The sequence below is a fragment of the Aliivibrio thorii genome (assembly GCF_057368585.1).
The window spans coordinates 1,239,616-1,265,891 of the sequence record NZ_CM170655.1; the positions used below are offsets into that span (position 1 = coordinate 1,239,616).

General features: G+C 36.6%; 26 protein-coding genes. 16 read left to right on the forward strand and 10 right to left on the reverse strand.

The features are described 5' to 3' along the window. Window positions 1-20: 20 nt before the first annotated feature. Entirely contained in the window at window positions 21-533 is a 513-nt protein-coding gene (locus tag AC2IP4_RS19770; protein WP_375320563.1) for a nicotinate-nicotinamide nucleotide adenylyltransferase, read from the forward strand. 6 nt (window positions 534-539) lie between these two features. Beyond that, window positions 540-1,046 carry a hypothetical protein gene (locus AC2IP4_RS19775; RefSeq protein ID WP_375320562.1) on the forward strand — a complete coding sequence of 169 codons (507 nt, stop codon included), beginning with the start codon at window positions 540-542 and terminating at the stop codon, window positions 1,044-1,046. Window positions 1,047-1,114: 68 nt separating this feature from the next. On the opposite strand, the gene AC2IP4_RS19780 is transcribed toward AC2IP4_RS19775, so the two are convergent. Beyond that, a complete protein-coding gene (locus AC2IP4_RS19780; protein ID WP_486307531.1) occupies window positions 1,115-1,732 on the reverse strand; it encodes a hypothetical protein in 618 nt (205 codons plus the stop codon). Between the two features lie 182 nt (window positions 1,733-1,914). Between AC2IP4_RS19780 and AC2IP4_RS19785 the strand changes: the two genes are divergently transcribed. Continuing rightward, window positions 1,915-3,018: a 1-acyl-sn-glycerol-3-phosphate acyltransferase gene (locus tag AC2IP4_RS19785; protein ID WP_375320560.1), complete on the forward strand. Its 1,104-nt coding sequence runs from the start codon at window positions 1,915-1,917 to the stop codon at window positions 3,016-3,018. 22 nt (window positions 3,019-3,040) lie between these two features. Here the strand turns inward: AC2IP4_RS19785 and AC2IP4_RS19790 are convergent, their stop codons facing one another. Then, window positions 3,041-3,964, reverse strand: coding sequence for a LysR family transcriptional regulator (locus AC2IP4_RS19790; protein WP_375320559.1), 924 nt, complete (start codon window positions 3,962-3,964; stop codon window positions 3,041-3,043). 38 nt (window positions 3,965-4,002) lie between these two features. Beyond that, window positions 4,003-4,617 carry a hypothetical protein gene (locus tag AC2IP4_RS19795; protein WP_486307532.1) on the reverse strand — a complete coding sequence of 205 codons (615 nt, stop codon included), beginning with the start codon at window positions 4,615-4,617 and terminating at the stop codon, window positions 4,003-4,005. Window positions 4,618-4,816: 199 nt separating this feature from the next. Between AC2IP4_RS19795 and cspE the strand changes: the two genes are divergently transcribed. Continuing rightward, window positions 4,817-5,023 carry a transcription antiterminator/RNA stability regulator CspE gene (gene cspE, locus AC2IP4_RS19800; protein ID WP_122033231.1) on the forward strand — a complete coding sequence of 69 codons (207 nt, stop codon included), beginning with the start codon at window positions 4,817-4,819 and terminating at the stop codon, window positions 5,021-5,023. A gap of 74 nt (window positions 5,024-5,097) precedes the next feature. Here the strand turns inward: cspE and AC2IP4_RS19805 are convergent, their stop codons facing one another. Then, entirely contained in the window at window positions 5,098-5,394 is a 297-nt protein-coding gene (locus AC2IP4_RS19805) for a YfcZ/YiiS family protein (protein WP_375320557.1), read from the reverse strand. Window positions 5,395-5,855: 461 nt separating this feature from the next. Between AC2IP4_RS19805 and AC2IP4_RS19810 the strand changes: the two genes are divergently transcribed. From AC2IP4_RS19810 to AC2IP4_RS19855, 10 genes are all read left to right on the forward strand, one after another. Continuing rightward, window positions 5,856-6,317 carry a TetR/AcrR family transcriptional regulator gene (locus AC2IP4_RS19810; protein ID WP_060993744.1) on the forward strand — a complete coding sequence of 154 codons (462 nt, stop codon included), beginning with the start codon at window positions 5,856-5,858 and terminating at the stop codon, window positions 6,315-6,317. Window positions 6,318-6,414: 97 nt separating this feature from the next. Then, window positions 6,415-7,782 carry a TolC family protein gene (locus AC2IP4_RS19815; RefSeq protein WP_375320556.1) on the forward strand — a complete coding sequence of 456 codons (1,368 nt, stop codon included), beginning with the start codon at window positions 6,415-6,417 and terminating at the stop codon, window positions 7,780-7,782. A gap of 4 nt (window positions 7,783-7,786) precedes the next feature. Beyond that, complete coding sequence (locus AC2IP4_RS19820) at window positions 7,787-8,764, forward strand: HlyD family secretion protein (protein ID WP_486307533.1); 978 nt, start codon at window positions 7,787-7,789, stop codon at window positions 8,762-8,764. 32 nt (window positions 8,765-8,796) lie between these two features. After that, window positions 8,797-9,912: an ABC transporter permease gene (locus tag AC2IP4_RS19825; RefSeq protein ID WP_486310932.1), complete on the forward strand. Its 1,116-nt coding sequence runs from the start codon at window positions 8,797-8,799 to the stop codon at window positions 9,910-9,912. Between the two features lie 3 nt (window positions 9,913-9,915). Then, a complete protein-coding gene (locus AC2IP4_RS19830; RefSeq protein ID WP_375320553.1) occupies window positions 9,916-11,022 on the forward strand; it encodes an ABC transporter permease in 1,107 nt (368 codons plus the stop codon). 125 nt (window positions 11,023-11,147) lie between these two features. Continuing rightward, window positions 11,148-11,705: an OmpA family protein gene (locus AC2IP4_RS19835; protein ID WP_375320552.1), complete on the forward strand. Its 558-nt coding sequence runs from the start codon at window positions 11,148-11,150 to the stop codon at window positions 11,703-11,705. A 115-nt stretch (window positions 11,706-11,820) separates the two neighbouring features. Continuing rightward, window positions 11,821-12,096, forward strand: a complete 276-nt coding sequence (locus tag AC2IP4_RS19840) for an HlyU family transcriptional regulator (RefSeq protein ID WP_375320551.1) — start codon at window positions 11,821-11,823, stop codon at window positions 12,094-12,096. A gap of 260 nt (window positions 12,097-12,356) precedes the next feature. Next, window positions 12,357-13,913: a Re/Si-specific NAD(P)(+) transhydrogenase subunit alpha gene (pntA, locus tag AC2IP4_RS19845; protein ID WP_375320550.1), complete on the forward strand. Its 1,557-nt coding sequence runs from the start codon at window positions 12,357-12,359 to the stop codon at window positions 13,911-13,913. Between the two features lie 11 nt (window positions 13,914-13,924). Beyond that, the gene (pntB, locus tag AC2IP4_RS19850) at window positions 13,925-15,301 is read left to right on the forward strand and encodes a Re/Si-specific NAD(P)(+) transhydrogenase subunit beta (RefSeq protein WP_486307536.1); all 1,377 of its coding nucleotides are present in this window, start codon (window positions 13,925-13,927) and stop codon (window positions 15,299-15,301) included. Window positions 15,302-15,524: 223 nt separating this feature from the next. Then, entirely contained in the window at window positions 15,525-16,085 is a 561-nt protein-coding gene (locus tag AC2IP4_RS19855; protein ID WP_375320549.1) for a hypothetical protein, read from the forward strand. 65 nt (window positions 16,086-16,150) lie between these two features. Here the strand turns inward: AC2IP4_RS19855 and AC2IP4_RS19860 are convergent, their stop codons facing one another. The 3 genes from AC2IP4_RS19860 to AC2IP4_RS19870 all read right to left on the reverse strand — a co-directional run bounded on the left by AC2IP4_RS19860 (window position 16,151) and on the right by AC2IP4_RS19870 (window position 18,108). Then, entirely contained in the window at window positions 16,151-16,717 is a 567-nt protein-coding gene (locus tag AC2IP4_RS19860; protein WP_375320548.1) for a PhnA domain-containing protein, read from the reverse strand. Between the two features lie 691 nt (window positions 16,718-17,408). Further along, window positions 17,409-17,720, reverse strand: a complete 312-nt coding sequence (yciH, locus tag AC2IP4_RS19865; RefSeq protein WP_375320536.1) for a stress response translation initiation inhibitor YciH — start codon at window positions 17,718-17,720, stop codon at window positions 17,409-17,411. Window positions 17,721-17,757: 37 nt separating this feature from the next. Further along, window positions 17,758-18,108, reverse strand: coding sequence for a DUF3319 domain-containing protein (locus AC2IP4_RS19870; protein ID WP_486307537.1), 351 nt, complete (start codon window positions 18,106-18,108; stop codon window positions 17,758-17,760). 92 nt (window positions 18,109-18,200) lie between these two features. On the opposite strand from AC2IP4_RS19870, the gene AC2IP4_RS19875 reads away from it, so the two are divergent. Continuing rightward, on the forward strand, window positions 18,201-19,169 hold the full coding sequence (locus AC2IP4_RS19875) for a tyrosine-type recombinase/integrase (protein ID WP_486310933.1): 969 nt from the start codon (window positions 18,201-18,203) through the stop codon (window positions 19,167-19,169). A 40-nt stretch (window positions 19,170-19,209) separates the two neighbouring features. Here AC2IP4_RS19875 and AC2IP4_RS19880 read toward each other — a convergent pair whose 3' ends face one another. Beyond that, window positions 19,210-20,202 carry a D-alanine--D-alanine ligase gene (locus AC2IP4_RS19880; protein WP_375320532.1) on the reverse strand — a complete coding sequence of 331 codons (993 nt, stop codon included), beginning with the start codon at window positions 20,200-20,202 and terminating at the stop codon, window positions 19,210-19,212. Window positions 20,203-20,253: 51 nt separating this feature from the next. Then, window positions 20,254-20,844: an SPOR domain-containing protein gene (locus AC2IP4_RS19885; protein ID WP_375320531.1), complete on the reverse strand. Its 591-nt coding sequence runs from the start codon at window positions 20,842-20,844 to the stop codon at window positions 20,254-20,256. 199 nt (window positions 20,845-21,043) lie between these two features. Between AC2IP4_RS19885 and AC2IP4_RS19890 the strand changes: the two genes are divergently transcribed. Beyond that, window positions 21,044-23,728, forward strand: coding sequence for a bifunctional acetate--CoA ligase family protein/GNAT family N-acetyltransferase (locus tag AC2IP4_RS19890; protein WP_486310934.1), 2,685 nt, complete (start codon window positions 21,044-21,046; stop codon window positions 23,726-23,728). Between the two features lie 238 nt (window positions 23,729-23,966). Here AC2IP4_RS19890 and AC2IP4_RS19895 read toward each other — a convergent pair whose 3' ends face one another. Beyond that, window positions 23,967-25,955 carry a diguanylate cyclase domain-containing protein gene (locus tag AC2IP4_RS19895; RefSeq protein WP_486310935.1) on the reverse strand — a complete coding sequence of 663 codons (1,989 nt, stop codon included), beginning with the start codon at window positions 25,953-25,955 and terminating at the stop codon, window positions 23,967-23,969. Between the last annotated feature and the right edge of the window lie 321 nt (window positions 25,956-26,276).

Genomic DNA, 26,276 nt, shown 5'->3' on the forward strand with positions numbered 1-26,276 from the left:
GATAGTAAAGAGATGCATTAATGAAGATAGCTGTATTTGGTAGTGCTTTTAATCCTCCATCCCTTGGGCATAAAAGCATAATCGAGCGATTAAGCCATTTTGATAAAGTATTATTAGTACCGAGTATTTCACATGCTTGGGGTAAAACGATGCTGTCTTATGAAACGCGAGTTGAAATGACCTCTGTTTTTGTTGATGAGCTGAATATGAGTAATGTAGAGTTATCAATTCTTGAAAAAGAGATCTACATTCCAGACCAAAGTGTGACTACGTTTTCTTTACTAAATAAGCTTCAAGAATTGCAGCATGATGCCGATATTACTTTTATCATCGGACCAGATAACTTACTGCAATTCGGTAAGTTTTATAAATCAGATGAAATTGTGCAACGCTGGAGCGTGATGGCTTGCCCTGAAACATTACCAGTAAGAAGTACAGATATTAGAACAGCAATACAACACGGTGAGTCAATTACTCACTTAACAACAAAGGGTGTAGAAAAATATATTTCTGCGCATCGCTTATACGAGTAGTTATTTATGAAAAGACAAGTCAGCTTATTAAGTTTGATGATTGTTATACCACTGCATGCGAGTGCAGAGGATAAAGCGACTTGTTTTCAAGAAAGTTATGACAGCTATTCTCGTCAAATTTATTCAAGTAATTCAAATTGTTTAATACCCTTATTTGAGGTTAATCAGTTCATTACTCAATTAACAGACATGACTCAGAAAATTGAAGATGATCTTTTTGAAGAAAGTTACTGGGATAAATGGGCTTACAGCACTGGTGATGACCCATTATTAACAGGGTATTTGAGTGATAGTGCAGTAGGGTTTGCGGTTTGGCAACCAGAAGAGTATTACGATAAAAAAATTGAAGAATTTAAATCTTACGGAGAATGGCTAGAAAGCTATGGTTTGCAATTAAGCTTAGCATTTGGCGGGGAAGATGAAGGTAAAACGCCTCGTTTCCGTATTGATTATCGCTGGCATGATAGTGCAGATGATCAAGTATTTATGCAATTTGAGATTCCATTCCAGTAATACAGTATTGTTCGTGAATGACTTACTTCGGTTTTCTACGAGCTTCTACAAACAATACTGTTTTTTGATTAAGCTAAAATTGAGCTAGCTTGCAAAAGAAAATCTATATTACCAGAGAAATATCGTGCAGCAATCATGTCATTTTTAGCACCTGATTTACGCATTTTGTCTGCTTCACGCACTTTTAACGTCATCATCATATCAGGAGATACCGAGTATCCACTGGTGGTTTTATTTTCTGTTAATGCTGATAAATAAGTATTAATGCTTTTTGACTCTTCCGATAAATCAGTATGTAGAGACGCTTCTAACAGCTCATCTTGCATAACAGACAATAAACGTTGTTGAGCCTGCTCAGATATCGTTGGTGAGTGTAACTTATCTAAACCCGCAATAAGAAGAGGTGTCATCTCCACATAGCCACCTTGGTGAGGTAATGACTCACGGGTTCTAATTGAAAATTGAATACATGAAATTGTAGAATTAGGAACAACGGTCATTGCACTTAGTGCATCAAAAGGTAACCAAAACGATTCTCCAGGCATTACTAAATATTCCCATTTCCCTAGGCGAACTAGAACAGCTCCGGTCTGTACCGAAATCAATTCATAATGATTCTTTTTCTTACGAGTCGTATAAAGAAGATGTGAATGTGTCTCTGACTGAAACGTAATTGCGTTTTTCATAGTAACCTCTAAATTTGAGCTCGTAACTTTACTGATTTTCATTCAAAAATCAATGGATTCTCAATGATAAGCACTATATTTAGCAAGCAATGGTACGACCTCTGTAATTGATCACGTACAAGAGGGATAAAATCAAGTAGAATACGACCTTACTTCCTTTTTCGGTAACCAGAAGTCTAAAAATGACCACACAAGATATCTATCAAGAAATTCGCCCGTATAATGATGACGAAGTTCCTGCTGCAATTGAGCGTTTAATTTCTGATGATGAATTCATTACCGCCATTCTGCATTATAAGTTTCCATCAGCGTCTAAGTTTCTATTTTGGTTTTTAGCACCGTTACTTCGTTATAAATTACGTGGTTCATTGTCAAAAATCACAACCGTTGAGGACGTTCAACTAAACGTAGCCTCTTATTTGAATAAGACCGTTAAAAAAACAACGAATGGAATTACTTACAGTGGGTTAGACTCGTTGGACTCAAATCAGGCTTACCTGTTTGTGTCTAACCATCGTGATATCGCAATGGACCCGGCGTTAATGAATTGGGTTCTATATAACAATAAGATGCAAACGGTAAGAATTGCAATTGGTGATAACTTACTGAAGAAATCGTGCAGTACTGAGCTAATGAAGTTAAACAAAAGCTTCATTGTTAAGCGCTCAGCTAAGGCACCACGGCAAATGTTAAAAGCACTTGGATTGCTGTCTTCTTATATTAAGCATTCATTAGAAACAAATAATTCAATTTGGATAGCTCAAAAAGAAGGGCGAGCAAAAGATGGAAATGATTTCACTGATCCTGCTATTTTGAAAATGTTCCATGTCGAAGGTAGAAAACGTAAAGAAAATTTTTCTGATTACATGGACAGTCTAAAAATTGTTCCGGTATCTATCTCTTACGAAAATGATCCTTTAGATGTTCAAAAGGCCAAAGAATTAAATGCAGTAGCAACGCTTGGCTCTTATGAAAAAGGGGAATTTGAAGATATAGATAGCATCATTAAAGGGATCATTGGACATAAAAAGCGTATTCATATTCACTTTGGTGACGTTGTCACATCGGCGCCAGAGTCTGCTGATGAACTAGCAGAGGTGATGGATAAACAAATTAATCAGAATTATCGTTTATTCCCAATCAATTATGCTGCTGCAAATATTGAGTCGGACGAAGTAACAGCTGAAGTTAAACGTGAGCTAGAAGAGAAATTGGCACAACTATCTTTAGAAGAACAACCATTCTTACGTGCGCTTTATGCTAACCCAGTAAAAAACGCACAGTAATAACGGCAACAAAAGAACAGAATTAAAGAAATAGCTTTTTATCCCAGTGAGGAGGATTACCTACTTGTTGGGATAAAAAGTCAATAAAGGTACGAACTTTAGGGGGCAAATGCTGGCGCCTAGGGTAGACTGCATAAATTGGCAACACCATATCCGCTTTCCATTCTGTTAATAGACGAACTAAGCTTCCGTTTTCAAATTCATCTTCTAATAAATAACTCGCCAAATACGAAATTCCAGCACCAGCTTTTGTTGCATCTAAAATGGCAGAGGCGTTATCTATTTTAAAAACACTTTGAATCTTAACCACTTGATGAACGCCATCTCGAGTAAATTCCCACTCATTAAATTTACGTTCATTACTCTGGTAAGCGATGCATTTATGTTGTGCTAGATCAGCAGGGCGAGAAGGTAGACCATGCTGTTCAATATAGCTTGGCGATGCAGCTACAATAAAGCGACAATCTGCAATTTTACGAGCAATCATGCCTTCAGGAATATTATCGTGAATGGCTATCCAACAATCTAATCCATCTTCAAGTAACTTTGGTTTGTGATCAAAAAGACTTACTTCTAATTCGACTTCTGGAAATTGCGCCTGAAAATCGGCTAACGCATGAATAATATGGCGGTTACCAAAAGATTGTGCGATACCTACTTTAAATACCCCAGAGATACGACCATGATGGGCATCAAGCAAAGCATCGGCTTCATAAGCGGTATCAATTAACTTTTGGCTGTATTCTGCGTATTGCTGGCCTAATTCAGTAATAGAAACAGAACGGTTATTACGTTGAACTAACTGGCAATCTAGACGGGTTTCTAATGCTTTTATCTGTTTAGATACGTGAGATTTTGATATCCCTAATTTCTCAGCAGCACGAGTAAAATTTAACTCATTAGCTACCGTTGCAAAGATCACCATTTGATGTAGATTGTCTAACATTATCGCACCTAAAGAAAAATGATTACTCTATTGTAATACTACTTAAAAATATAACCATCTACTTTTATTGATTCAGGAAAATCAGTAATTTGCTGGCCACCAAGGTAGATATTCCCTTTTACGATTAGATCGTCAGGCAGGGCAGTAACTTTCGAATATCCAAGATATAAATTCCCTTTCACCGTTAGTTGCTTTGGTAATAGAGCAAGAGGTGTTCTAATCACGCTTAAATCCCCATTAACGGTTAAGCGTGGTGGCAATTCCGTAAGCCCAGAGCCTGCAAAGTTAATAAATCCAGCGACTTTAATACCACGAGTATAGCGCTTAAGCTGAGTTGTACCTGCCAGATTTAAATAACCTTTGACTTGAGTTCCACGAGGGACCGTTTTAATCGTGGTATTTGCTAGATTCAGATTACCATCAATAATAAGGCCTTTAGGTAATTTAATGATCTTACTATTGGCTAGATTTACATTGCCTTTAAGCTCTAAGTCACTAGGTAGCTCAGTATAATTTGTGTTCCGTAAACTTATGTTTCCATAGCTATCAATATGATTAATAAGGCGATGCTTATTAAGCATTTCGGCCATTGATAATGGAGAGCTAACACTTGAGATAAAGAAGATAACGAGAGCAATATTTAATTTGAGCATATAAAAGACAACTTAGTATTAATGGCTTACTTTGTTATCGACTAAAACTTAAATAAGTTTAATTTCAGTTCAGTGATATGAGTCTTATTTTTGCATTTTTTTTATGAAAACACATTTGATATAGTGAAATTCGGTATTTAATACCGCCGCGATAAATAAAGTCGCAAGTAATTCAACTTTTAAAGGTTAAGGAGACGTAATGTCTAAAGCAACTGGTACTGTAAAATGGTTTAACGAAGAGAAAGGTTTTGGTTTTATCGCACAAGAGAATGGACCAGATGTGTTTGCACATTTTAGCGCGATCCAATCAGACGGTTTCAAAACGTTGAAAGAAGGCCAAGCAGTAACTTTTGATGTTGAACAAGGTCCAAAAGGCCCTCAAGCAAGCAATATCCAAGCTGCTTAATCGGCATAACAAATTAATAAAAAGGCTTTCATAATCGAAAGCCTTTTTTCTAATTTAGGTGCTCACGGTCCCTCTTATCGAGTCAGAGAGCGTGTTTTTAATTCATAAATTAATTTTTCAGCACTGCAAGAAAACTTCAAGCGAGCGTGTAGCTCCTTTTCATCTTCAGATAGTTTAATACTGTGTTCAACTTCGTTACATACTTCTTTTGCAAGAGACAAGTAATTTGCGAATTCAGTTTCTAGTTGCGCTTTGTTTTCTGCAAAGATGCTTACTTCAGCAACATCATCGCCTTCTTTAATAACAAAACCCATTTCTGCACTACAACCACAAGCATCACATGGTACATTTTGCTCAACTTCAGAAGTCATTCTTATATCCTCAATAGTTACAATGTCTTTATATTATGCTTCTTTGTATCAGAAAACTATCATTTAAAATAATATTCTTATCAAAGAGCATTTAGTAACAATTGATTAAATTTTCCATTACAGGACGATTACTTGGGATGAGAATCTCAAAATATGAACCTTTATGACAAATCTTTGTCAGAATCCAGAGTGGTGTATTGTAATTCCATACTGTATAAAGGAGAATATATACATAACAATTGGTTGCATGAATAAACGGTGAGCTGAACTTTGGTTAAACTAACGGTTCTTAATTTTGAGAAGCAATTAACAGTCAGATTACTGTTATTATGTTTATCGTGCAAATTCTTATAAAAAAATAATACAAATGGAGTTGAATCTTATAAATTAACCTTATGTTCTATTGAGTTAATTTTTATGATTGATTTCTTAATGGACTAATCACATTAGAAGAGCTTATTATGCCAAAAAGAAGTAAAGAAGATACTGAAATCACTATCCAAAAAATCATGGATGCGGTTATTGATCAACTATTACGCTTAGGCTATGACAAGATGTCATATACAACGCTAAGCCAACAAACTGGCGTGTCAAGAACTGGTATCAGCCATCATTTTCCAAAGAAAACAGATTTTACCGCTGCATTAGATGGCCGTATTTTCCGTTTGTTTGCTGAACGTCTTGAAATGCAAGGTGATAAACAAGCATTTATCGACAGCTGGATTGCCTCTCTAGAAGATGAGCAATTCCGCGCAATTCTACGCCTTTTATTCCACCATATTGTTACTTCTGCAAATGCACATGAATTTGCTAGTAATGGTATTGAACGTTTATACGGAATGGTTGAAGATTTATACGGCGAAGAGAGCCGTAAAGATCTAGAGTGGCTAATTGGCTTGTCTCTAATCCGTATGACGAAGTAATAATATTTACTTTTTGAAAGCTTATCGATACCCTCGATGAGCTTTTTTTTTGCATACTAAACCATTTAGAGTTTATACTCTATTAATTGGAGGGTTTATGCTAAAAATTTCACGAATATCTGCTTTATTAACAACATTACTTTCTTTGTCCGTGTGTGCTAAATCAGTTGATTTTGATAGTGCATGGCAAAATGTGCTCAAAAACCATAATGGTATTGCTGCCGAACGCGCTAATGTTCAACGTCAAGAAGCTTTAGCCTCTGGCACTTCTGATCTTAATCTTCCTTCTATTACCTTAAGTGCAAATTATACCTACTTAGATGATGACGTAACCGTTTCTGGCCAACAGCTTATAGATAGTACAGGTTCAAATTCCCCATTTCTCAGCCAATTGGTCGGTCCAGTAACATCAACTTTGACTGAGCGTGATATTTTTACTAGTTCGATACGTGCTATCTGGCCAATCTTTACTGGTGGTCGTATATCCGCAGCAGAAAGTGCAGCAAAAGGGAAAACAGAAGAAGCTCGTAATCAATTATTAATGAAGCAGCAAGCCTCTTATGAAGATCTAGCTAAATATTACTTTAGTGTTGTTTTAACAAGTGAAGTCGTAAAAACCTACAGTGAAGTAGAGCAAGGCCTTGCAAAGCATCGTGATAATGCAATTAAATTAGAACAGCAAGGCCAAATAGCAAGAGTGGAACGTTTACAAGCTGAAGCCTCTTACGACAAAGCAAAGGTTGATTTACGTAAAGCAAAGCAAGATCGTGATATAGCAAACGCAGCGTTATTACGCATGTTACAAACTAGTGACGTTGTCACTCCAGAAACTGCTTTATTTATTAATAAAACGCTTCCACAGCTTAATTCATTTGTTGATAGCACATTAGATACTTACCCAGGTCTTGCATTGTTAGATGCCAAAGAAGTCCAAGCTAAGAGTTTAGTTAAAGCAGAGAAAGGTCGATATTACCCAGAAGTGTACCTGTATGGTAACTATAATCTATATGAGGGAGACAGCTTATCTGCAGAAATAGCCCCTGATTGGATGGTTGGTGTTGGTATGAATGTCCCGTTGTTAGATAACAAGGGCCGTTCAGAAAAAGTGGTTGCAGCTCATAGCGCGATTCAACAAGTTCAGTACTTGAAAAAACAAGCAAAACAAGATCTCTCTTTGCTGGTAGAAAAAACGTATAGAGAAGCGCTTCAAGCAATAGATGAATATTATGGTTTAGCGTCTAGTATTGAATTAGCACAAGAAAATGTAACGTTACGTGAGAAGGCGTTTAAGCAAGGACTGTCTACGTCATTGGATGTCGTAGACGCAGAGCTATATTTAGCCAGTATTAAAACTCAGCGTTCATTAGCATCGTTTAATTATGTCATCTCACTGGTTAAATTGTTGGCATTAAGTAATCAAACCGATACGTTCGTTCAATATCAACTTCAAGCAAGACAAGGGTAATATAATGAGTTCACCAAAAAAGATTCTAGGTTCATGTGTTGTTATTGGTGTTATCGGGTGGGTAGGTTATAGCTTTTGGGCTGCATATCAACCTCGACCAGAATTACTTCAAGGTCAGATTGAAGCTGAACAATATAATATATCGTCTAAAGTCCCTGGTCGTATAGAAAACATATACGTTAAAAAAGGCGAGATGATTGAAAAAGGACAAGCCGTATTCTCATTATACAGTCCTGAAATTGAAGCTAAGCTAGCTCAAGCTAAAGCTGGAGAGGCTGCCGCAAGTGCGTTGGCAGAAGAAGCTGAACAAGGAGCGAGAACGCAACAAGTGGCAGCTGCAAAAGATCAGTGGCAAAAAGCAAAAGCAGCAAATAAGTTGCTTGAAAAAACCTATGCACGTGTAAATAACTTATATAAAGATGGTGTCGTTGCAGAGCAAAAGAAAGATGAGGCCTACACTCAATGGCAAGCATCAAAATATACAGAAAGTGCAGCTTATCAAATGTATCAAATGGCTAAAGAAGGTGCACGTTCTCAAACAAAACGTGCTGCTAATGAAAAAGTAAAAATGGCAATGGGGTCAGTTGCAGAAGTTGAAGCCTATGTCGCAGATACCAAAATTGATAGCTGGTACAACGGTGAAGTCACTCAAGTAATGCTTAACGCAGGTGAAATTGCACCCCAAGGATTTCCTGTTGTTAGTGTTATTGATATAAAACAAGCATGGGCTGTCTTTCATGTTCGTGAAGATAAGCTGAAAAATTACAAAAAAGATCAACAAATAGACGTTTATTTACCGGCCCTAGATCAAACCGTTCTCTTTACGATCACACATATTGCGGTGATGGGGGATTATGCAACGTGGCGTGCGACTGACAATAGCCAAGGCTTCGATTTAAAAACATTTGAGATTGAAGCGCACCCTGTTAATGAAATTCCTAATTTACGAGTAGGAATGAGTGCCATAGTTAAGCTTGATTAACTTTGTGTATCATCGGTTATGGTTGATTTTTTATGAAAGCATTCTGGCGTTCTTATTGCTCAAATCCGTGGCTAATTGCTGTTACTTTTGGCCTGCCATTAGTATTATCCTTGATTATTTGGTGGGTATTCTCTGCATCTGTTGTCCGAGAATTACCCATCGATGTGGTGGATCTTGATCAATCAAGTTTATCAAGAATGATCACTCGTGATTACGATGCGACCCCCACATTAGCTGTTCACTCTGTTCAACCTAATATGTTGATAGCAAATCAAGCGCTAAAGAATGGTGATAATTATGGTTATATCGTAATTCCACGAAATTTTGAGCGAGATGTGTTATTAGGAAAGAGTCCACAAGTGTCTGGATTTTATAACGGACAGTTTATTCTTATAGCAAAGCAAATCAGTTCAGCGCTAATGCAAACGGATATGACGACTCAAGCGAAACTAGCAGCCGTTAAAACATTAAGTACGAAGAAATCAACGTGGACTCATGCAATCAATTCAGCAGTCCCGATCAAAGTCCAAGTAACGCCTCTATTCAATTTAGGCAGCAGTTATAATCAATTTTTGGTTTCTGCAATCTTACCTGCAATTTGGCAAATGGCCCTTATTGTGGGCATGATTTGGGCAATGAAAAATGAAATGGTACACAGTAATAAGAAAAGTATAAGAGAATGGTTTGATTCACAAGCATTGAATAGCATCGCACAATTTGTTGCTGTGTATTTTATTATTGGAATGTCATTGGGCGTTGTTTTGTTTTACTTCTTATATGGGATTCTACGGTTCCCATTTGATGCCCAAATAGGTACGTTTCTTATGACAATGAGTGCAATGACGTTCGCATGTATTAGTTTAGGTACTGCTATTGGTTATGGTACAAACGATATAGTCAAAGCGATGAGCATTTCTGGCGCTTATACTGCGCCTAGTTTTGCCTTTCTTGGGGTTACTTTTCCTGTTACGGACATGAATGGTTTAGCTACATTCTGGCACTCTATTTTACCGGCAAGTCATTTTGTTCGCTCTCAAATAGAACAAGCTAATTATGGCTATGTTTTTAATCAGACATTATCTCATGTTGGTATTCTTTTGTTATTCACATTGCCTTTAGTGCTGCTTATTTCGCGACTAAGGAAGTAATTTATGTCATTTCTCACGTTAGTTAAAAATGAAGCAAAGGCTATTTTTAGCAATAGTACGATTGTACTTGCGATGGTCGGCGGGGTATTATTTTATGCATTCTTATACCCATTACCTTATTTAAATCAAAGTCCTGAAGAGCAAAAAATTACGGTTTTTGATATGGATAAATCAGTTCTAAGTCGACAATTTATTCGTATGGCTAATGAGTCTCAACAGCTTAATGTTGTTGAACAAGCCGAAAGCATAAACCAAGCTAAGCAGCAATTTTTAGATAAAACCGTGAGTGGCTTTCTCATTATTCCTTACGACTTTTCAACTCAATTACAACTTGGCCAAGCACCAACAGTCGCATATGCAGGTGATGCATCGTACTTTTTAATTTACGGAACAATTATTGAAGGTTTAATGAAAGCAGGCGGAACGCTTTCGGCTGAATATCGTGTAGCACACATGACGATTGATGGTACTCCCATTAATGCAGCAATAGATACATTTCAACCTTTTAAATCAAATTATGTCCCTGTGTTTAACCACAATATGGGTTATGTTCAATACGTCGTTCCTGCGGTTTTTGTATTGATTTTACAGCAGACATTACTAATGGCGGTTGGTGTTCGACAAAAAGCGAGCAAGGTGTCTGAAAGCACGATCTCACATTTAATTGTACGTTTTGGTATCTTCTTATTTTCTGAATTAGTGTTGGCGTGTTTCTACTTTGGGGCTGTCTTTAATCATTATGATATTAGTCGCTTTGCCACCGCGTTAGAATTGATCGTTTTATTGATTCCATTTATCTCTGCCGTCATCCTATTGGGAATGTTACTTGCTCAATGGTTACCAACACCAGAAAGTCTTTTATTGGTGGTTTTGTTTAGCTCTATGCCCATCGTCTTTAGTGCTGGATTCATTTGGCCGACGGAGCTTATTCCTAGTTTAATAACTGACTTAATGCATACATTACCAAGTGGCTTTGCGATTAATGGCTTTTTAAAGTTAAATCAGCAAGGAGCTGGTTTATCGAGTGTACTTCTTAATATGAGCGGTCTCTATGGCTTATGCCTTCTTTATGCTCTTTTGTTTTTTATCAGTAAACGAAATAAATCTTAATAATGATACTGAGTAACAGCATAATTTCACATCAAATTGAAGTGTCTCGATTTCATTTTTACTGAGCAGGAAACTGTAATCGAAGTTTGTTAGATTATCCCATAGTTGGACTAGGGATTTATATAATGAAAAAACAGATACTGGGATTGATTATTGCAGCAAGCTTTTTAGCGGGCTGTCAAAGTACATCCGAAGATGAAACGGGTGGTATTAAAGAAACACCGACAATTGAAAGTTTTGTTGATTATCACAATGAGGAATTAAATCAATTCATCACTAGTGATATGGGGAGCATTGCCCGATCTAATAACGAAATTATCCTTCTTCTTAATGGAGATAAAAGTTTCGATTCAGGCAGTATTACTATAAAAGAAGAAAGTAAAAATGTTTTATCAAACTTAGCTAAGTTATTAAAAGATAAACCGGAATCAGAAGTCTTTATTGCTGGGCATACTGATAGTCAAGGAAGTAAAAAATTTAATATGTCACTGTCGAATAAACGAGCGGATTCAGTTCTCGATTTATTGACTAAAGAGGGCGTTGATTCTAACCGAATTAATACTTATGGTTTTGGTGAAGCAGAACCAATTGCAACTAATATGAATGCCGATGGCCGTAAAAAAAATCGCCGTATTGAAATTCGTATCACTCCAATTAGTGAAATGTTTGACGAAAAAGAATAACGATTACTATTGAGTCTTAATTACTACAATGTCACCTAACTTATAACGAAATAGTTATTACTTAAATCGCTTATTGTTGGGGTATAATAAGCCTTATTTCAACAAGGAAACTGAAATGGGGCTTTTTTCACGTCTATTTGGCTCTTCAACTAAGCAAGAGCCAGTCATCGAAGCTATTGAATATAAAACCTTTCTTATTTACCCTAACTCAGAGGCTGACGGAGCTCAATTTCGCATTGCTGGAAAAGTAACAAAAGAGATAAATGGTGAGCTAAAAGAACATCGTTTTATTCGTTCTGATGTTATTTCCTCAAAGAGTGATGCTGATAAATTAATGCTTAGCAAAGCCAAAATGTTAATAGATCAGATGGGCGAGTCAATCTTTAAGTAAACGTAATAGAATTGATATGGATTAGAATATCGTTTGTTTTTTACTCTATACTTATTCTTCAAAATCAATCAGTAACAAAAAGTGGTTCGACCTCTGCTTTGTCATCAAAATGTTGTTTTTTTACCTAATAGAGGTGAGAATAAGCAGATATCAATTTTAATGTAATGAAATTATGTCATTTTATTACAAAACACTTGAATTAATCCCTTTTGTTCGATAAAACGAAGGAATAAATTCATGCCAATAGCCAAGGAATAACTATGCAAATTGGTGTACCTAGAGAAGTACTCGCGGGGGAGACCCGTGTTGCTGCCACTCCAAAAACGGTTGAGCAGCTTTTAAAGCTTGGTTTTACAGTCGCTGTAGAAACTAATGCTGGTATTTTAGCGAGCTTTGATGACTCTGCATTTGAAAAAGCAGGCGCAACGATTGTGTCTTGTGATGATGTGTGGAAATCAGAACTTATCCTTAAAGTAAACGCTCCTCAAGTTAACGCAGAAACAGGTGTTGATGAATTTGAGCTTCTTCAAGATGGCGCAAGCTTGGTTAGCTTTATTTGGCCTGCTCAAAATGAAGAGTTACTTGCTAAATTAGCAACGAAGAACATCAACGTTCTAGCGATGGATTCAGTTCCTCGTATTTCTCGTGCACAAGCGTTAGATGCCTTAAGCTCTATGGCTAATATCGCAGGTTACCGTGCAGTTGTAGAAGCTGCGCATGAGTTTGGTCGTTTCTTCACAGGTCAAATTACGGCTGCAGGTAAAGTTCCACCAGCTAAAGTACTTGTTGCTGGCGCTGGTGTTGCTGGCCTTGCTGCTATCGGTGCTGCTGGTAGTCTTGGCGCAATCGTTCGTGCATTTGATGTTCGTCCAGAAGTTAAAGAACAAGTGCAATCAATGGGTGCAGAGTTCCTTGAAGTTGATTTCAAAGAAAACTCTGGTTCTGGCGATGGCTACGCAAAAGAAATGTCTGATGAGTTCAATAAAAAAGCAGAAGAGCTATATGCAGCTCAAGCTAAAGATGTTGATATTATCATTACAACCGCTCTTATCCCAGGTCGTCCTGCACCAAAGCTAATTACTAAAGCAATGGTTGATAGCATGCAAGCGGGCAGTGTGATTGTTGACTTGGCTGCTGCTAATGGTGGTAACTGTGAGTACACAGTAAAAGACCAGGTAATCACAACAGAAAATGGCGTAAAAATTGTGGGTTACACTGATATGGTTGGTCGTCTACCAACACAATCATCACAACTTTACGGTACAAACTTAGTTAACCTTCTTAAACTTCTATGTAAAGAAAAAGACGGCAACATCAATATCGATTTTGAGGACGTTGTTCTTCGTGGTGTTACTGTTGTTAAAGAGGGCGAAGTAACATGGCCTGCGCCGCCAATTCAAGTTTCAGCTCAACCTCAAGCAAAAACTGCACCAAAAGCTAAGGTAGCTCCGAAAGTTGAAGAACCAATGTCTCCTGTTAAAAAGTTCGGAATGATCGGTGCAGGTATTGCTGCATTTGGATGGGTAGCGTCTGTTGCTCCAGCTGCATTCTTAGCTCATTTTACGGTATTCATCTTGGCATGTGTTGTTGGTTATTATGTCGTATGGAACGTAAGTCATTCACTGCATACTCCGTTAATGTCAGTAACTAATGCGATCTCAGGCATCATCATTGTAGGTGCGTTACTGCAAGTGGGTCAGGGTAATGGTGTCGTTTCATTCTTAGCATTTATTGCAGTTCTAATCGCTAGTATTAACATATTCGGCGGATTTGCTGTAACCAAGCGTATGCTTGAAATGTTCCGTAAAGATAAGTAAGGGGTAGAATAATGTCAGCAGGATTAGTTCAAGCAGCATATATTGTATCTGCCGTTCTATTTATCATGAGTTTAGCCGGTCTGTCTAAACAAGAAACCGCACGTAACGGTAACTATTACGGTATTACTGGTATGGCGATTGCCTTAATTGCGACTATTTTTGGTCCTGATTCGGCGGGTACAGGTTGGATCATCGTTGCTATGGCAATGGGTGGGGCAATTGGTATTTATTATGCGAAGAAAGTTGAAATGACAGAAATGCCAGAACTTGTGGCAATTCTTCACAGCTTTGTTGGTATGGCTGCCGTACTTGTTGGTTACAACAGTTATATTGACCATGGTGAGCTTACAGGCGCACTATTAAATATCCATTTAGTTGAAGTGTTCTTAGGCATCTTTATCGGTGCAGTAACATTTACAGGTTCTTTGGTTGCATTTGGTAAATTACGCGGTGTAATTAGTTCATCTGCACTTCAGTTACCACATCGTCATAAATTAAACCTAATTGCATTAATCGCTTCTGTAGCACTTCTTTACTATTTTGTTAGTGTTGAAGGCAGTATGTTTGCAATTATCTTAGTAACACTAATTGCTTTTGCATTTGGTTACCATTTGGTTGCTTCAATCGGTGGCGCTGATATGCCAGTGGTTGTTTCTATGCTTAACTCATACTCTGGTTGGGCAGCAGCAGCGGCAGGTTTCATGCTATCAAACGATCTTCTGATTGTTACTGGTGCGTTAGTTGGTTCTTCAGGTGCGATTCTGTCTTACATCATGTGTAAAGCAATGAACCGTTCTTTCATCAGTGTTATTGCTGGTGGCTTCGGTCAAGATGTTGTTGTTTCAGATTCTGATGAAGAGCAAGGTGAACACCGTGAAACAACAGCTGAAGAAGTAGCAGAAATGCTTAAAAACTCGAAATCAGTAGTTATCACTCCTGGGTACGGTATGGCAGTAGCCCAGGCTCAATATCCAGTTCATGAAATTACAGAAAAACTTCGTGCGCAAGGTATCAATGTTCGTTTTGGTATTCATCCTGTTGCGGGTCGTCTACCTGGACACATGAACGTATTACTTGCAGAAGCTAAAGTGCCTTACGATATCGTGCTTGAAATGGACGAGATCAACGATGACTTATCTGATACAGATACGGTTCTTGTTATTGGTGCGAATGATACGGTTAATCCTGCAGCAATGGAAGATCCAAATAGTCCAATAGCTGGCATGCCAGTACTTGAAGTTTGGAACGCGAAAAATGTTATTGTATTTAAACGTTCAATGAACACAGGTTATGCTGGTGTTCAGAATCCACTATTCTTTAAAGAAAACACTGAGATGCTTTTCGGTGATGCTAAAGAAAGTTGTGTGGAGATCAGTAAGCACCTTTAATCTTTGTATTAATGGTTAGTCTGATTTAATAAAAAAGCCGAGATTATTTATCTCGGCTTTTTTACACCTAAAAAACTGAAATGATAATAAATATTCATTTAGTTAGAAAATTTTCGGGGGTAATACAAGGGGTTTCGATTAACTATGCATGATAATGAATAAAATAGTTAGTAACTTAATCTTATGTTAAGATTAAGTTTTCGTCTATCTACCGGTAACTCTAATGCTAAAAGCCATTTTTATTATCATAATCGCGGGGGCAATTTTAATATTAAGTGTCTTATGGCAACACTCTTCATCACAGCTTAATTACTTAGCGCGACATATGGAATGGAACTGGTCTTGGCTTTACTATGAACCATTTTCTAATGGTATTCAAACTGCAAGAACCGACAATACTAAGCAACTTATATTCAGACGTGTTGATAAGGGTAATAAGATTGCTACTTATGTAGATGTAACCTACACAAACACTTTTGAGATTACTGTGATTCATGAAAAGAACTGTCAACCAAAATCAACAATGCCAGCAACTGTCGAGTTGAATGATAGCTCTATTAATAACGTTGAATTTGTGTGTGAGGATAATGGGCAGTCGTATTTATTTAGAACTGCAGCCAAAAATCTTTCACAATTTAAAATAGAAACGACACAGTTCTCGTCATCAGAAGATTTTTCAAATTGGCCCATTGAAGAATTAAAGAAAGACCAATTTAAACAGCAGCATTCGAATTTTTTCAAAAGAAAAGGGAATGAAGATGTTTATGAATGGAGTCGGGATTAAATATCAGACATAAAAAAGACGCAATTAAGCGTCTTTTTTAGTCTGTCAGATTGTTAAGTAATGAATTACTTTTTACGACAGAACTCAGCGATTACATACATAGATTGACCGCCATTAGCTTTACCAGAAACTAGGCGAGGGTCGTCACCAAGGCTAATACCGCGGATAACTGTGCCTTGTTTGATAACTTGGTTAGTGCCTTTAACTGGAAGGTCTTTAGTAACCGTTACGTCGTCACCTTTTTTAAGTTCAACGCCATTGATGTCACGTGGCTTTTCACCGTCAGAAAGAAGTGCTTTCTCAGCCCATTCTTTAACGTCTTCTTCAACGTACATCATATCTAGAGCGTCTTGAGCCCAAGACTCAGAAGTTAGTTTGCTTAATAAAACGTAAGACATAACTTGAACAGTTGGTACTTGGCTCCACATAGAATCATTTAGACAACGCCAGTGATTAACATCCATTGTAGCTGAGTCTTCGATTTGTGCTGTACATGTATCACAGATCATTACACAGTTATCAACGTTGATATCAGTTTTTGGCGGAACTGCGAATGGTGCTAGAGAGTTAGTTGAACCACATAGTTCACATTTAGAATCGCAGCGAGTTAATAGAGTTTTTGCAGTGCTCATAATTATGCCTGTTTGTTTAATTGTGATTGTATTATGCCAAGTTTATACCACAAGAAAAAGGAATGCGGTGAGAATACTGTAATTTTTCCAATAACTTTTGCATTTGGTATCTAATGGGTAAACGGTGGTTTTCCAATTGGTAAACTAGATGAGGTAAATCGGTTAAATCTTTCAGTTTTTAGCAAGAAATCTTATTTCTACGTAAAGCAAAGTAAATACGTTTTTATGCATAAAAATACCGTAGATAATGAATATGAAGCAAATAATTTGCATAAAAAAGGAATAAATAATGAAGAAAACATTCTTAATAATAGTAGCAGTACTTGGGTTAAGCATTGGTACTACTTATGCGTTTAACGGCCATTTAAGTCATAGTATAAATCTTTCAATACCACATTTTGATTTGTTTGAAAGCTCAAACTGTAATGGACATTAAAAGAAAAGAACGAAGCTGATTTAGAGTTTATTAAGCTTAATAATAAAATACGCCACAAGTGCGCATTATATATCTTATGTTAAATAGGGTTTGGTGTATCTAGATAATATCTATATATGCTTCCCCATTCTCTATTTCATCTACTTAAAGCTTATCCATTTAACCGTAATCGTATTTACCATAAAATAGCTAATAATCATTAAATAATACTTCGTATTTATCCATTGATTATTAGCGTTCATTTAACTCTTTAAGTTAACCGCCAGCAAGTTTAACGGTATGGCCTTGCTTAGTTAAAAAGTCTTTAATCTTTTCACGGTTATCACCTTGGATTTCAATGTCGCCATCTTTTACAGCACCGCCACAACCGCATACTTTTTTAAGTTGTGCGGCCAGAAGTTTAAGTTGTGTGTCTTCCATATCAAGTCCAGTAACTACGCAAACTCCCTTGCCTTTACGGCCTTTGGTTTCACGTTGAATACGAACAATACCATCACCTTTAGGACGTTCTTGTTTTACTTCTTCTTGTTTAATTCGACCGACATCCGTTGAATATACTAAAGACATAATTAATCTCGTTTTTTTAATGATGTGGAATTGTAAATTATTTTTCGTGTTTATCCAAAAACCTTTTTATTGCAGGTAATGAGCCCTTGGCTAATTTTCCATGATATAAACAATACCAATTCTTTGCTTCGTCAGTATCATTTTTAATAGCAAAGCCTTTGTATTCTTCAACTTGGCTTTTATTTTTTTGCTCATTAACAGCAGTTTCGCCCATATCACCGAACTCTTTAGGCTGAATGATCGATCCGGTATCGTTCCACCAATCTATGCTTTTTTTTACTGCACTTAAGTGACCATGTAATACTTTGTTTTTTATCAATACTTTCCAATCATCAGGAATATCTGTTTTATTCTCAATAAAGAATCCTCTGTATAATGATTTCTTCATACTTATTACTCTTTGTTTTGTCCTGATTACTAGTACTAGATTCAATTATTTCATTCTTTTATACTAGTTAAAAACTTAAGTTTCGTGATCTTATGTCAATTTTATTATGGTATAGTTTAGCGTATAAAGCTAAGTTATGGTGCATTAGAATGGTAAAAGACATCTTCCTTTCAACTGAATTAGATATTGGGACATTAGAGGCTCATTTGAGCAAACGGTATTCACATAATAGCTTGCTTTCATTTAAAAATGATTGGAATAACTTTGTTCTATTTTGTCAATTACATCATGTAGTTGCTCTACCCGCCTCTACAACAGCAATTAGAATCTTTATAGAGAAACAAGCAAAAGAAAAAAAACTTGCCTCGATTAAGCGTTCACTCGTTTCCATCTCACATATACACACTGCATTTGATTTTAAAGACCCAACCAAAACCGCACAGGTAAAAGTCGCTTTAGGTAAAATCCGTTTAGATAAAAAAGATGACAACAAGCAGACTGAAGGTATTACAGTGCAGATGCTTGATAAGTTAGAAGCTTTGCTTTTTCATTCTATTGAGCTAAAAGATATTCGTGACTTGTGTATTTGGCATTTAATGTTTGAATTATTACTAAAGCGTGGAGAACTCCGAGATTTACAATTGGATGATGTGTGCTTCGATGAAGCTAACAATGGAATGATAAAATTACAGCAATGTTATTACCCACTCTCAGAAAGCACAAACCACCTTCTTTCCAATTGGATTGATGCATCACAAATAAGGAATGGGTATTTATTTAGAGCGATTGATCGTCACCAAAACGTATCAGATAAGCATTTAAACGATTCATCAATTTATCGTGTTTTTCGTCGTGCAAATGAATTACTGAATTTAGACATTCAGTTTTCAGGATTATCTGCACGTGTAGGAGCAACCAAAGAACTTGCTAAAAGTGGTTATTCAATCCATGAGATCCAAGAAATGGGCCGCTGGGTAAGTCCTGCGATGCCAAACCAATACATAGGTAATATTGAACACTCTGAAAGGCAAAAGTCGCGTTTTAAAACTAAAAAAGCCTGATTAAGTATCAGGCTTTAACTATAATTAGGGCAAATTAGTCTTATTTTATTGCGTTTAAAATCGCTTTTTCTAAGAAAGTTTTGAAGCAATCACCGTTATTTTCTAATAATTTCGGGAACATAGAAATCGGCGTCATCCCTGGGAAAGTATTCACTTCATTCAAGAATATTTCGTTATCTTCAGTTAAAAAGAAATCAATACGAGATAAATCTTTTAATTTCATTTGAGTGAAGACTTTCTGGCTGTACTTATTAATAAGAGTTACTTGCTCATCAGATAAGTTAGTTGCTGTTAAGCTTGTTGTTGAATGACTGCCACTGCCATATTTCTCATCATACGTATAGAATGCGCCATCTGGAGCCGTTACTTCACCTGGAGGTGTTGTGAATAACTGCCCATCAATTTCATAAGCGGCAACTTCCAACTCTCTTGGTTTTACTGCTTTTTCAACTAATACTTGGTGAGAATAACCAAATGCATCATCGATTGCTTGTGATAGTTCACATTCAGAAGTTACCTTGTAACAACCAACTGACGAACCTTGGCAAGCCGCTTTAACAAACAACCCGCCCCATTTCTTAAATGCTGCTAATGCCGAGCTATGTGTCTCTTCATTATTTTCAGTTAAGAATAAATAAGGCGTATTTGGAATACTAAGTGCATCATACCAAAGCTTAGATGTGATCTTATTAAAACTGTTCGTACTTGATTCTGCGTCACAACCTAAATAAGGAATACCAAACATATCAAGCATTGATTGAATGTCACCAGTTTCACCCGGATAGCCATGAATACAAGGGATAACATAATCAACCAAGCCCAAATTATCATCACCACAAAGTAATGATTTATCAGAGCGTAACTCATGTTTTAAACCTGATTCAATATGGTACCAAGCGCCATCTTTGATTTCTAGATGCGTAATTTTAAAGATATTTAATTCTGAAAGTTGTTGAGAAATGTATTTTGAAGAAACCAATGAAACTTCGTGTTCAGTACCACTGCCGCCACAAAGTAAAAGGATATGAGTCATAATATTCACTATAAAAAACAATCGGTGTACTTAGTGCACACCGATTCAATATTAATTTAATTTATGTAGTTCAGGGTTATCTGAACTTTTAATGCTATTAATGCTGCGGACAAACGGGCCATATGCTTGGATGTCTGCTGGCAATTGTTTAATTGCTTCACGAGCTTCTGCTGGCGTAGCGAAATCACCGTATAAAATGGTATACCAAGGCATATTATTTACTGTTTTACGGTTCATCCATACAGGCTGTTCACCTGCAAGTTTTTCTGCATAAGCAGTAAGATCTGTTTTACGGCTTAATGCTAAAATTTGTAATGTGTAACCATAACGGCTATGCATTTCTTGTTGTTTTTGCGTTGGCGGTAAGATCTTAATTGCAGCATCAGATTCAGCAACGGTTGTTGTCTCTTCTGGTGTTAATTTAACGACTGGTTTTTCTGCATCAGTTTGCTCAACTACAGCAACTTCAGTTTCTTGGAAAGTAGTGTCTTCTTGCTCAATAGGTTGAGTTACTTGATACACTTCTTCTGAAGATTCTGCCGTAATGTTTGTGGTATACGAACTGCTTGAACATCCTGCTAGCAGTGCGGTTAACGTAATAGGAATGATTCTTTTCATTTTTAATTCACAATTTATAGTCATGCTGATTTCCTAATTCTGCACCTGATATAACTGACAATCAAGTCTTTAGCCTTGTAACTGTTCAATTACTCCAGAATTTATACTCAATAAGCGATAAATGATGTGTTTTTGTGCGCTAGCTTTTGTTTATATTACTCCAAAGAGCCAAATTATTTGATCTCGGCTATCTTATTCTTATATAAGGATTAAGGGAGTCACAATGTCTGATTTAAAAACACTGTTACGGCCTCGCTCTATTGCGGTAATTGGCGCATCAATCCATCCAGATCGAGCAGGGCATATTGTTATGCGTAATCTACTTGATGGGGAGTTTGATGGCCCTATAATGCCAGTCCATCCACATTATCATTCTATTTGTGGAATATTAGCGTATAACGACATTGAATCACTTCCAATTACTCCTGATTTTGCAATCTTGTGTACTCCAGCAAGAGAGAATATGAAGATACTTGAACAATTAGGGGAGAAAGGCGTCAAGCTTGTCATTATTCTCTCCTCTGATATGAATTTGCATTGTAGTGGTATTGGAGAACCCTTACCTTACGAAGCTGCTCGTATTGCAACTAAATATAAAATGCGTATTTTAGGACCGAACAGTCTTGGTATCATCCTTCCTTGGGTTAATCTTAATGCCTCTTTTTCACCTATTAATGCGAATAAAGGAAATATTGCTTTTATTTCACAATCCGCAGCAGTGTGTACCACTATCTTAGATTGGGCTAAAGAAAAAGAAATTGGGTTTTCAGCCTTTGTTTCTCTTGGTGATGGGATTGATATTGATTTTAGTGAATTACTCGATACCTTATGCACTGATTCTAAAACCGATGCTATTTTACTTTATATTGATTCAATAAAAGACGCGCGTCGCTTCATGTCTGCAGCAAGAGCTGCAGCTCGAAATCGACGAATTCTAGTTGTAAAAAGCGGCCGCTCTATTGCAGGAAGTAAGGCTGCGCAACTGCATACCAATGGTGAAATAAGTTTAGATGCTGTTTATGATTCAGCAATAAGACGGGCTGGGATGCTAAGAGTATCTAATACACATGAATTATTTGCTGCAGTAGAAACCCTTGCTCATCCCATACCTTTTCGAGGGCGTCGTTTAGCCATCGTTACAAACGGTGGCGGACCTGCAATCATGGCCGTTGATAGTTTAATGCAACAAGGTGGGAAATTAGCACAATTAACAGAATTATTAATTGAGCAACTTAATCAAAAATTACCACAAAATTGGTCGCATTCAAATCCTATTGATATTGGCGGTGATGCTGATGCACAGCGTTATTGTGATGCCGTCAATGCTCTATTAGATAGTGACGATTGTGATGCGATCTTAATAATGCACAGCCCTTCAGCAATATCTAATGCAGCTAGAACTGCCTCAAAACTAATCGAGTTAATTAAAAACCATAAACGAAAATCAAAGTTTACTATATTGACTAATTGGTCTGGAGAAACCTCTTCAAAAGAAGCGCGATTAAGCTTTACTCAAGCAGGAATCCCTACTTATCGAACACCAGAAAGTTCGGTATCAGCTTTTCTGCATTTAGTGGAATATCACCGAAATCAAAAACTATTAATAGAAACCCCCGTTTCCTCTGGTCATATTAATAAACATGATGCGCAAATGGCAAGAGAATGGCTAGATGATTGTGTGTCTCACGATCTTGTTGAATTAGACACGCATGAAACACAAGCACTTTATTCGTGTTATGGGTTTAAAACTCTAGATACTTGGATTACAGAAGAACCGGTCGAAACTGGCTATATTTCTGAAAGTATTGGCTATCCCGTTGCAGTCAAACTTCGTTCACCTGATATTGCTCATAAATCTGATGTTCAAGGGGTAATGCTCAACCTAAATACTAAAGAAGAAGTCATCTCAGCCGCACAGTCTATTGTTGATCGTGTTTCTCTAAGTTATCCAGCAGCAAGAATCTCTGGGCTTAGTGTACAAAAGATGGCTCAACGAGCAGGATCACAAGAATTGAGAATTAAAGTGTGTCAAGATCCCGTCTTTGGTCCTGTGATCTTGTTAGGTGAAGGTGGATCCGAGTGGGATCTCAATAATAATGCTGCTGTAGTCTTACCACCACTGAACATGGCACTTGCTGAAAATCTAATAAAATACGCAATTAAAGAAAATATAATTCAAAACAGAAACTCTCCAACTAAGATGAGTCTATTTGATTTGAGTGCCTTTCTTGTGCGTCTTTCCCAAATGATACTTGATTGTCCTGAGATCGTTGAGCTTGATATTCATCCATTGCTCATTTCTGGTATGGACCTCACTATTATTGATTCATCAATGAAGGTACAACACTTTACGGGAGATATTCATAAACGTTTAGCGATTCGTCCTTACCCTAATGAACTCGAAGAGCTTACATTGTTAAAAGACAGCAGCACGATATTATTGCGCCCTATTCTTCCCGAAGATGAACCAAAACACGCTAATTTTATTTCTCAAGTATCACATGAAGATTTGTATAAGCGATTCTTCTCTGATGTTGGGGAGTTTAATCACGAAGCGTTAGCAAACTTTACGCAAATTGATTACGATCGTGAAATGGCTTTTGTCGCGACAAAACAAATTGATGGCGAAGAGGTAATATTGGCAGTCGCACGTGCACTATCTGACCCTAATAATAACAATACTGAGTTTGCTGTATTAGTTAGATCCGATCTAAAAGGATTAGGCTTAGGCAAAATTCTGATGGATAAAATCATCCGCTACTGCCGTGAGCAAGGCATTAAAGTAATGACTGGAATGACAATGCCATCAAATCAAGGAATGATAGGTTTAGCTCAACACTTTGGCTTTGATATTGATGTTCAAATGGCAGATGGTGTTGTAGAGATGTACCTTCGATTAAATGACTAATCTTAAATAAAAAAAACCAAGATAAACATATGATTTATCTTGGTTTATATATAGATATAAAGTGTTTAAAAAAGGGTTATCTATATTATTTAGATTGCTCAGATTTTTCTTTTTTTACCATAATTGCACCAGCAATAACGAATGCAACTAACAATAAAATTTCCATTAACCTATCCTAATTAAGTGTAAAATAATCAACCTGCTTAATATACCATCAATAAAAATAAGTTAAATAGATTTAATTCAACTTTGTAAACATTTTTTCACTATTATGAAAAATGTATTGACCTTTACCTGCAAGTTTTGCTTGATACATAGCACTATCTGCTTCTTTTAATAGACAATCGACCCCTTTTTCATCGCTATATTTCGCAATAGTCATGCCGATACTTGCACCAACAGACAATCTATTATCTTGATAATAAATAGGTTGTTTAATTGATTCTATAACTCGATTTGATAATTCAATAAGTTGAGTTTCATTAACAACCGAATTTATAAAAAGAACAAATTCATCCCCTGCTAATCGGCACGCTAGGCCTTTTTCTTTTATAGAGTGATCAAGACGTTTTGCGATCGCTTTTAGTACTTCATCTCCCGCATCATGGCCGTAAGTATCATTCACAGCTTTAAATCCATCTAAATCTAAATAGCACAAGCCAATATGCCCTATTGAGTCTTGATTCATCGTGATGATTTTATTTGCTGTTTGATAAAATTTAGAACGATTAGGCAAACCTGTTAGTGTGTCATGATGCGCTAAGTAATCAAGTCGTTCTTTTTCTTTAGAATCAAATAAGCTCGTAAAGATGAAAATGTAACTCTCTTCTCCATACTGCTCTTCATCAATAATTTTACTTGCTTTGATATATAAGGGAAGCTCGTCACCTTGCTTGTCTTTTTCTAATACCTCCCCATGCCATTGACCAAAGCGATAAATCGATTCTGTTATCAATTCCTTAGACATCGTAAAGTGGTGGCCATCAAATAACTCTTGCATCGATAAATTAATCAATTCTTCTGGTTCATAACCAAAAATTTCTGTAAACGCAGGGTTAATTAACGTTAAGTTACCCGATGAATCAAAAATTAGCACACCATCTTGGCTATTTTTAAATACATTAGCAGCCAATTTTTGCTGAGTTCTACTTTTAACTGATTCAGTCACATCAACGACTGAGAATAATAATTGATCTTTGTTTGATAACACCCTAGCTGTAATTTGTAATGCATAGTTATCAAGTGTTTTTACGAGTAAATCGTCTACTTCATTAAATGTTTTAAGAATACCGGATAACGTATTTTTTTCTAACGGATTTAAAATATCCAGAAAAGAAACATCAACTCTATTCTCTCTCGTTAATCTAGGAAATAATTTTTTAGAGGCATCATTAGAAAGAAGGACTTTTCCTTCCTTATCAACAACAAAAAGTCCATGCTGAACTGCTGCAATAATTTGCTTTCCAAAATCTCGTTCGTGTTCAACTTTATTAAAAACAAAGCGTAGCTGATTTTGACGCTCTTCTAATCTATCAGCCATTCTATTAAATGAGAATGTAAGATCACCTAACTCATCTTTAGTCATTACTTCTGGACGTTGATTAAATTCACCACGTTCAATAATCCCTCTCATTGCGTGATTAAGGTTTGTTACGGGTGTCGTAATCAAATGTCTAATTTTTGATATGAAGAAATAACAGAATACGATAATGAGACAACATAAAATAAAGGTTACCTGTAAGGCTTGTCTACTTGTCGTATCCAACTCTGATTTTGAGACAATTAACCGTATCTGAGCGACTTTTTTATTCCCTAGCTTGACTGGCATGAGCACATAAATGGCAGACTGACCAACGGCATAACCCTCCGTTATTATTTTTTCTTGTAATACCATATTAGGTTCTTTAATTACTGCCTCATTTTTACGAAATTCTGCGAATAACGAACCCTCTTTTTTAATTAAAAGCGCTTGTAAAATTTCATCATCAACACTAAAAGCATGTAGAATTTCCGTTGCTAGTACTTTGTCATTACTCCATAAAGAGGATTGCAAATTAATACTGACACCGTTAGATAACACTTTAACTCTATTTATCAGGTTCTTTTTTTGAGTATCATAACTCGATACGTAATTATACCCTTGCAGCATAATGAATAGACTGGCGGTAAATACGATAATTGGCAGGGATAACCGCCTCCGTAGCGATACTTTTTCTATCCATTTCATTAATATTCCCTTCTAATAACAGGTAAATGATCTAAATGCATCAACATTTATGCTTTAGGAATAATATTTAATGGCATCGTAATTTATAAGAAGCCCCATCGAATCTAAAGATGCGCTATTTGATATAGCCAGCGAGGTTAATGAACAACAGTATAGCTAAAAACATCCCATACGGTTCATTTGATTTTAAGTAATTAATCGACAAAGTGATCGCTGTAACAGTTATCTTTTTATCAATTACCATTAATTTCTTGAATATTTTATATCGAACTTAAAACAATGATAATGAAGAGATGTTTATCTTTCGAATACGATATCCTT

What these genes read in the sequence shown, in the direction of transcription:
- AC2IP4_RS19770 (WP_375320563.1), top strand. Translation starts at nt 21, where the DNA reads ATGAAGATAGCTGTATTTGGTAGTGCTTTTAATCCTCCATCCCTTGGG.
- AC2IP4_RS19775 (WP_375320562.1), top strand. Translation starts at nt 540, where the DNA reads ATGAAAAGACAAGTCAGCTTATTAAGTTTGATGATTGTTATACCACTG.
- AC2IP4_RS19780 (WP_486307531.1), bottom strand. Translation starts at nt 1,732, where the DNA reads ATGAAAAACGCAATTACGTTTCAGTCAGAGACACATTCACATCTTCTT.
- AC2IP4_RS19785 (WP_375320560.1), top strand. Translation starts at nt 1,915, where the DNA reads ATGACCACACAAGATATCTATCAAGAAATTCGCCCGTATAATGATGAC.
- AC2IP4_RS19790 (WP_375320559.1), bottom strand. Translation starts at nt 3,964, where the DNA reads ATGTTAGACAATCTACATCAAATGGTGATCTTTGCAACGGTAGCTAAT.
- AC2IP4_RS19795 (WP_486307532.1), bottom strand. Translation starts at nt 4,617, where the DNA reads ATGCTCAAATTAAATATTGCTCTCGTTATCTTCTTTATCTCAAGTGTT.
- cspE (WP_122033231.1), top strand. Translation starts at nt 4,817, where the DNA reads ATGTCTAAAGCAACTGGTACTGTAAAATGGTTTAACGAAGAGAAAGGT.
- AC2IP4_RS19805 (WP_375320557.1), bottom strand. Translation starts at nt 5,394, where the DNA reads ATGACTTCTGAAGTTGAGCAAAATGTACCATGTGATGCTTGTGGTTGT.
- AC2IP4_RS19810 (WP_060993744.1), top strand. Translation starts at nt 5,856, where the DNA reads ATGCCAAAAAGAAGTAAAGAAGATACTGAAATCACTATCCAAAAAATC.
- AC2IP4_RS19815 (WP_375320556.1), top strand. Translation starts at nt 6,415, where the DNA reads ATGCTAAAAATTTCACGAATATCTGCTTTATTAACAACATTACTTTCT.
- AC2IP4_RS19820 (WP_486307533.1), top strand. Translation starts at nt 7,787, where the DNA reads ATGAGTTCACCAAAAAAGATTCTAGGTTCATGTGTTGTTATTGGTGTT.
- AC2IP4_RS19825 (WP_486310932.1), top strand. Translation starts at nt 8,797, where the DNA reads ATGAAAGCATTCTGGCGTTCTTATTGCTCAAATCCGTGGCTAATTGCT.
- AC2IP4_RS19830 (WP_375320553.1), top strand. Translation starts at nt 9,916, where the DNA reads ATGTCATTTCTCACGTTAGTTAAAAATGAAGCAAAGGCTATTTTTAGC.
- AC2IP4_RS19835 (WP_375320552.1), top strand. Translation starts at nt 11,148, where the DNA reads ATGAAAAAACAGATACTGGGATTGATTATTGCAGCAAGCTTTTTAGCG.
- AC2IP4_RS19840 (WP_375320551.1), top strand. Translation starts at nt 11,821, where the DNA reads ATGGGGCTTTTTTCACGTCTATTTGGCTCTTCAACTAAGCAAGAGCCA.
- pntA (WP_375320550.1), top strand. Translation starts at nt 12,357, where the DNA reads ATGCAAATTGGTGTACCTAGAGAAGTACTCGCGGGGGAGACCCGTGTT.
- pntB (WP_486307536.1), top strand. Translation starts at nt 13,925, where the DNA reads ATGTCAGCAGGATTAGTTCAAGCAGCATATATTGTATCTGCCGTTCTA.
- AC2IP4_RS19855 (WP_375320549.1), top strand. Translation starts at nt 15,525, where the DNA reads ATGCTAAAAGCCATTTTTATTATCATAATCGCGGGGGCAATTTTAATA.
- AC2IP4_RS19860 (WP_375320548.1), bottom strand. Translation starts at nt 16,717, where the DNA reads ATGAGCACTGCAAAAACTCTATTAACTCGCTGCGATTCTAAATGTGAA.
- yciH (WP_375320536.1), bottom strand. Translation starts at nt 17,720, where the DNA reads ATGTCTTTAGTATATTCAACGGATGTCGGTCGAATTAAACAAGAAGAA.
- AC2IP4_RS19870 (WP_486307537.1), bottom strand. Translation starts at nt 18,108, where the DNA reads ATGAAGAAATCATTATACAGAGGATTCTTTATTGAGAATAAAACAGAT.
- AC2IP4_RS19875 (WP_486310933.1), top strand. Translation starts at nt 18,201, where the DNA reads ATGTCAATTTTATTATGGTATAGTTTAGCGTATAAAGCTAAGTTATGG.
- AC2IP4_RS19880 (WP_375320532.1), bottom strand. Translation starts at nt 20,202, where the DNA reads ATGACTCATATCCTTTTACTTTGTGGCGGCAGTGGTACTGAACACGAA.
- AC2IP4_RS19885 (WP_375320531.1), bottom strand. Translation starts at nt 20,844, where the DNA reads ATGACTATAAATTGTGAATTAAAAATGAAAAGAATCATTCCTATTACG.
- AC2IP4_RS19890 (WP_486310934.1), top strand. Translation starts at nt 21,044, where the DNA reads ATGTCTGATTTAAAAACACTGTTACGGCCTCGCTCTATTGCGGTAATT.
- AC2IP4_RS19895 (WP_486310935.1), bottom strand. Translation starts at nt 25,955, where the DNA reads ATGAAATGGATAGAAAAAGTATCGCTACGGAGGCGGTTATCCCTGCCA.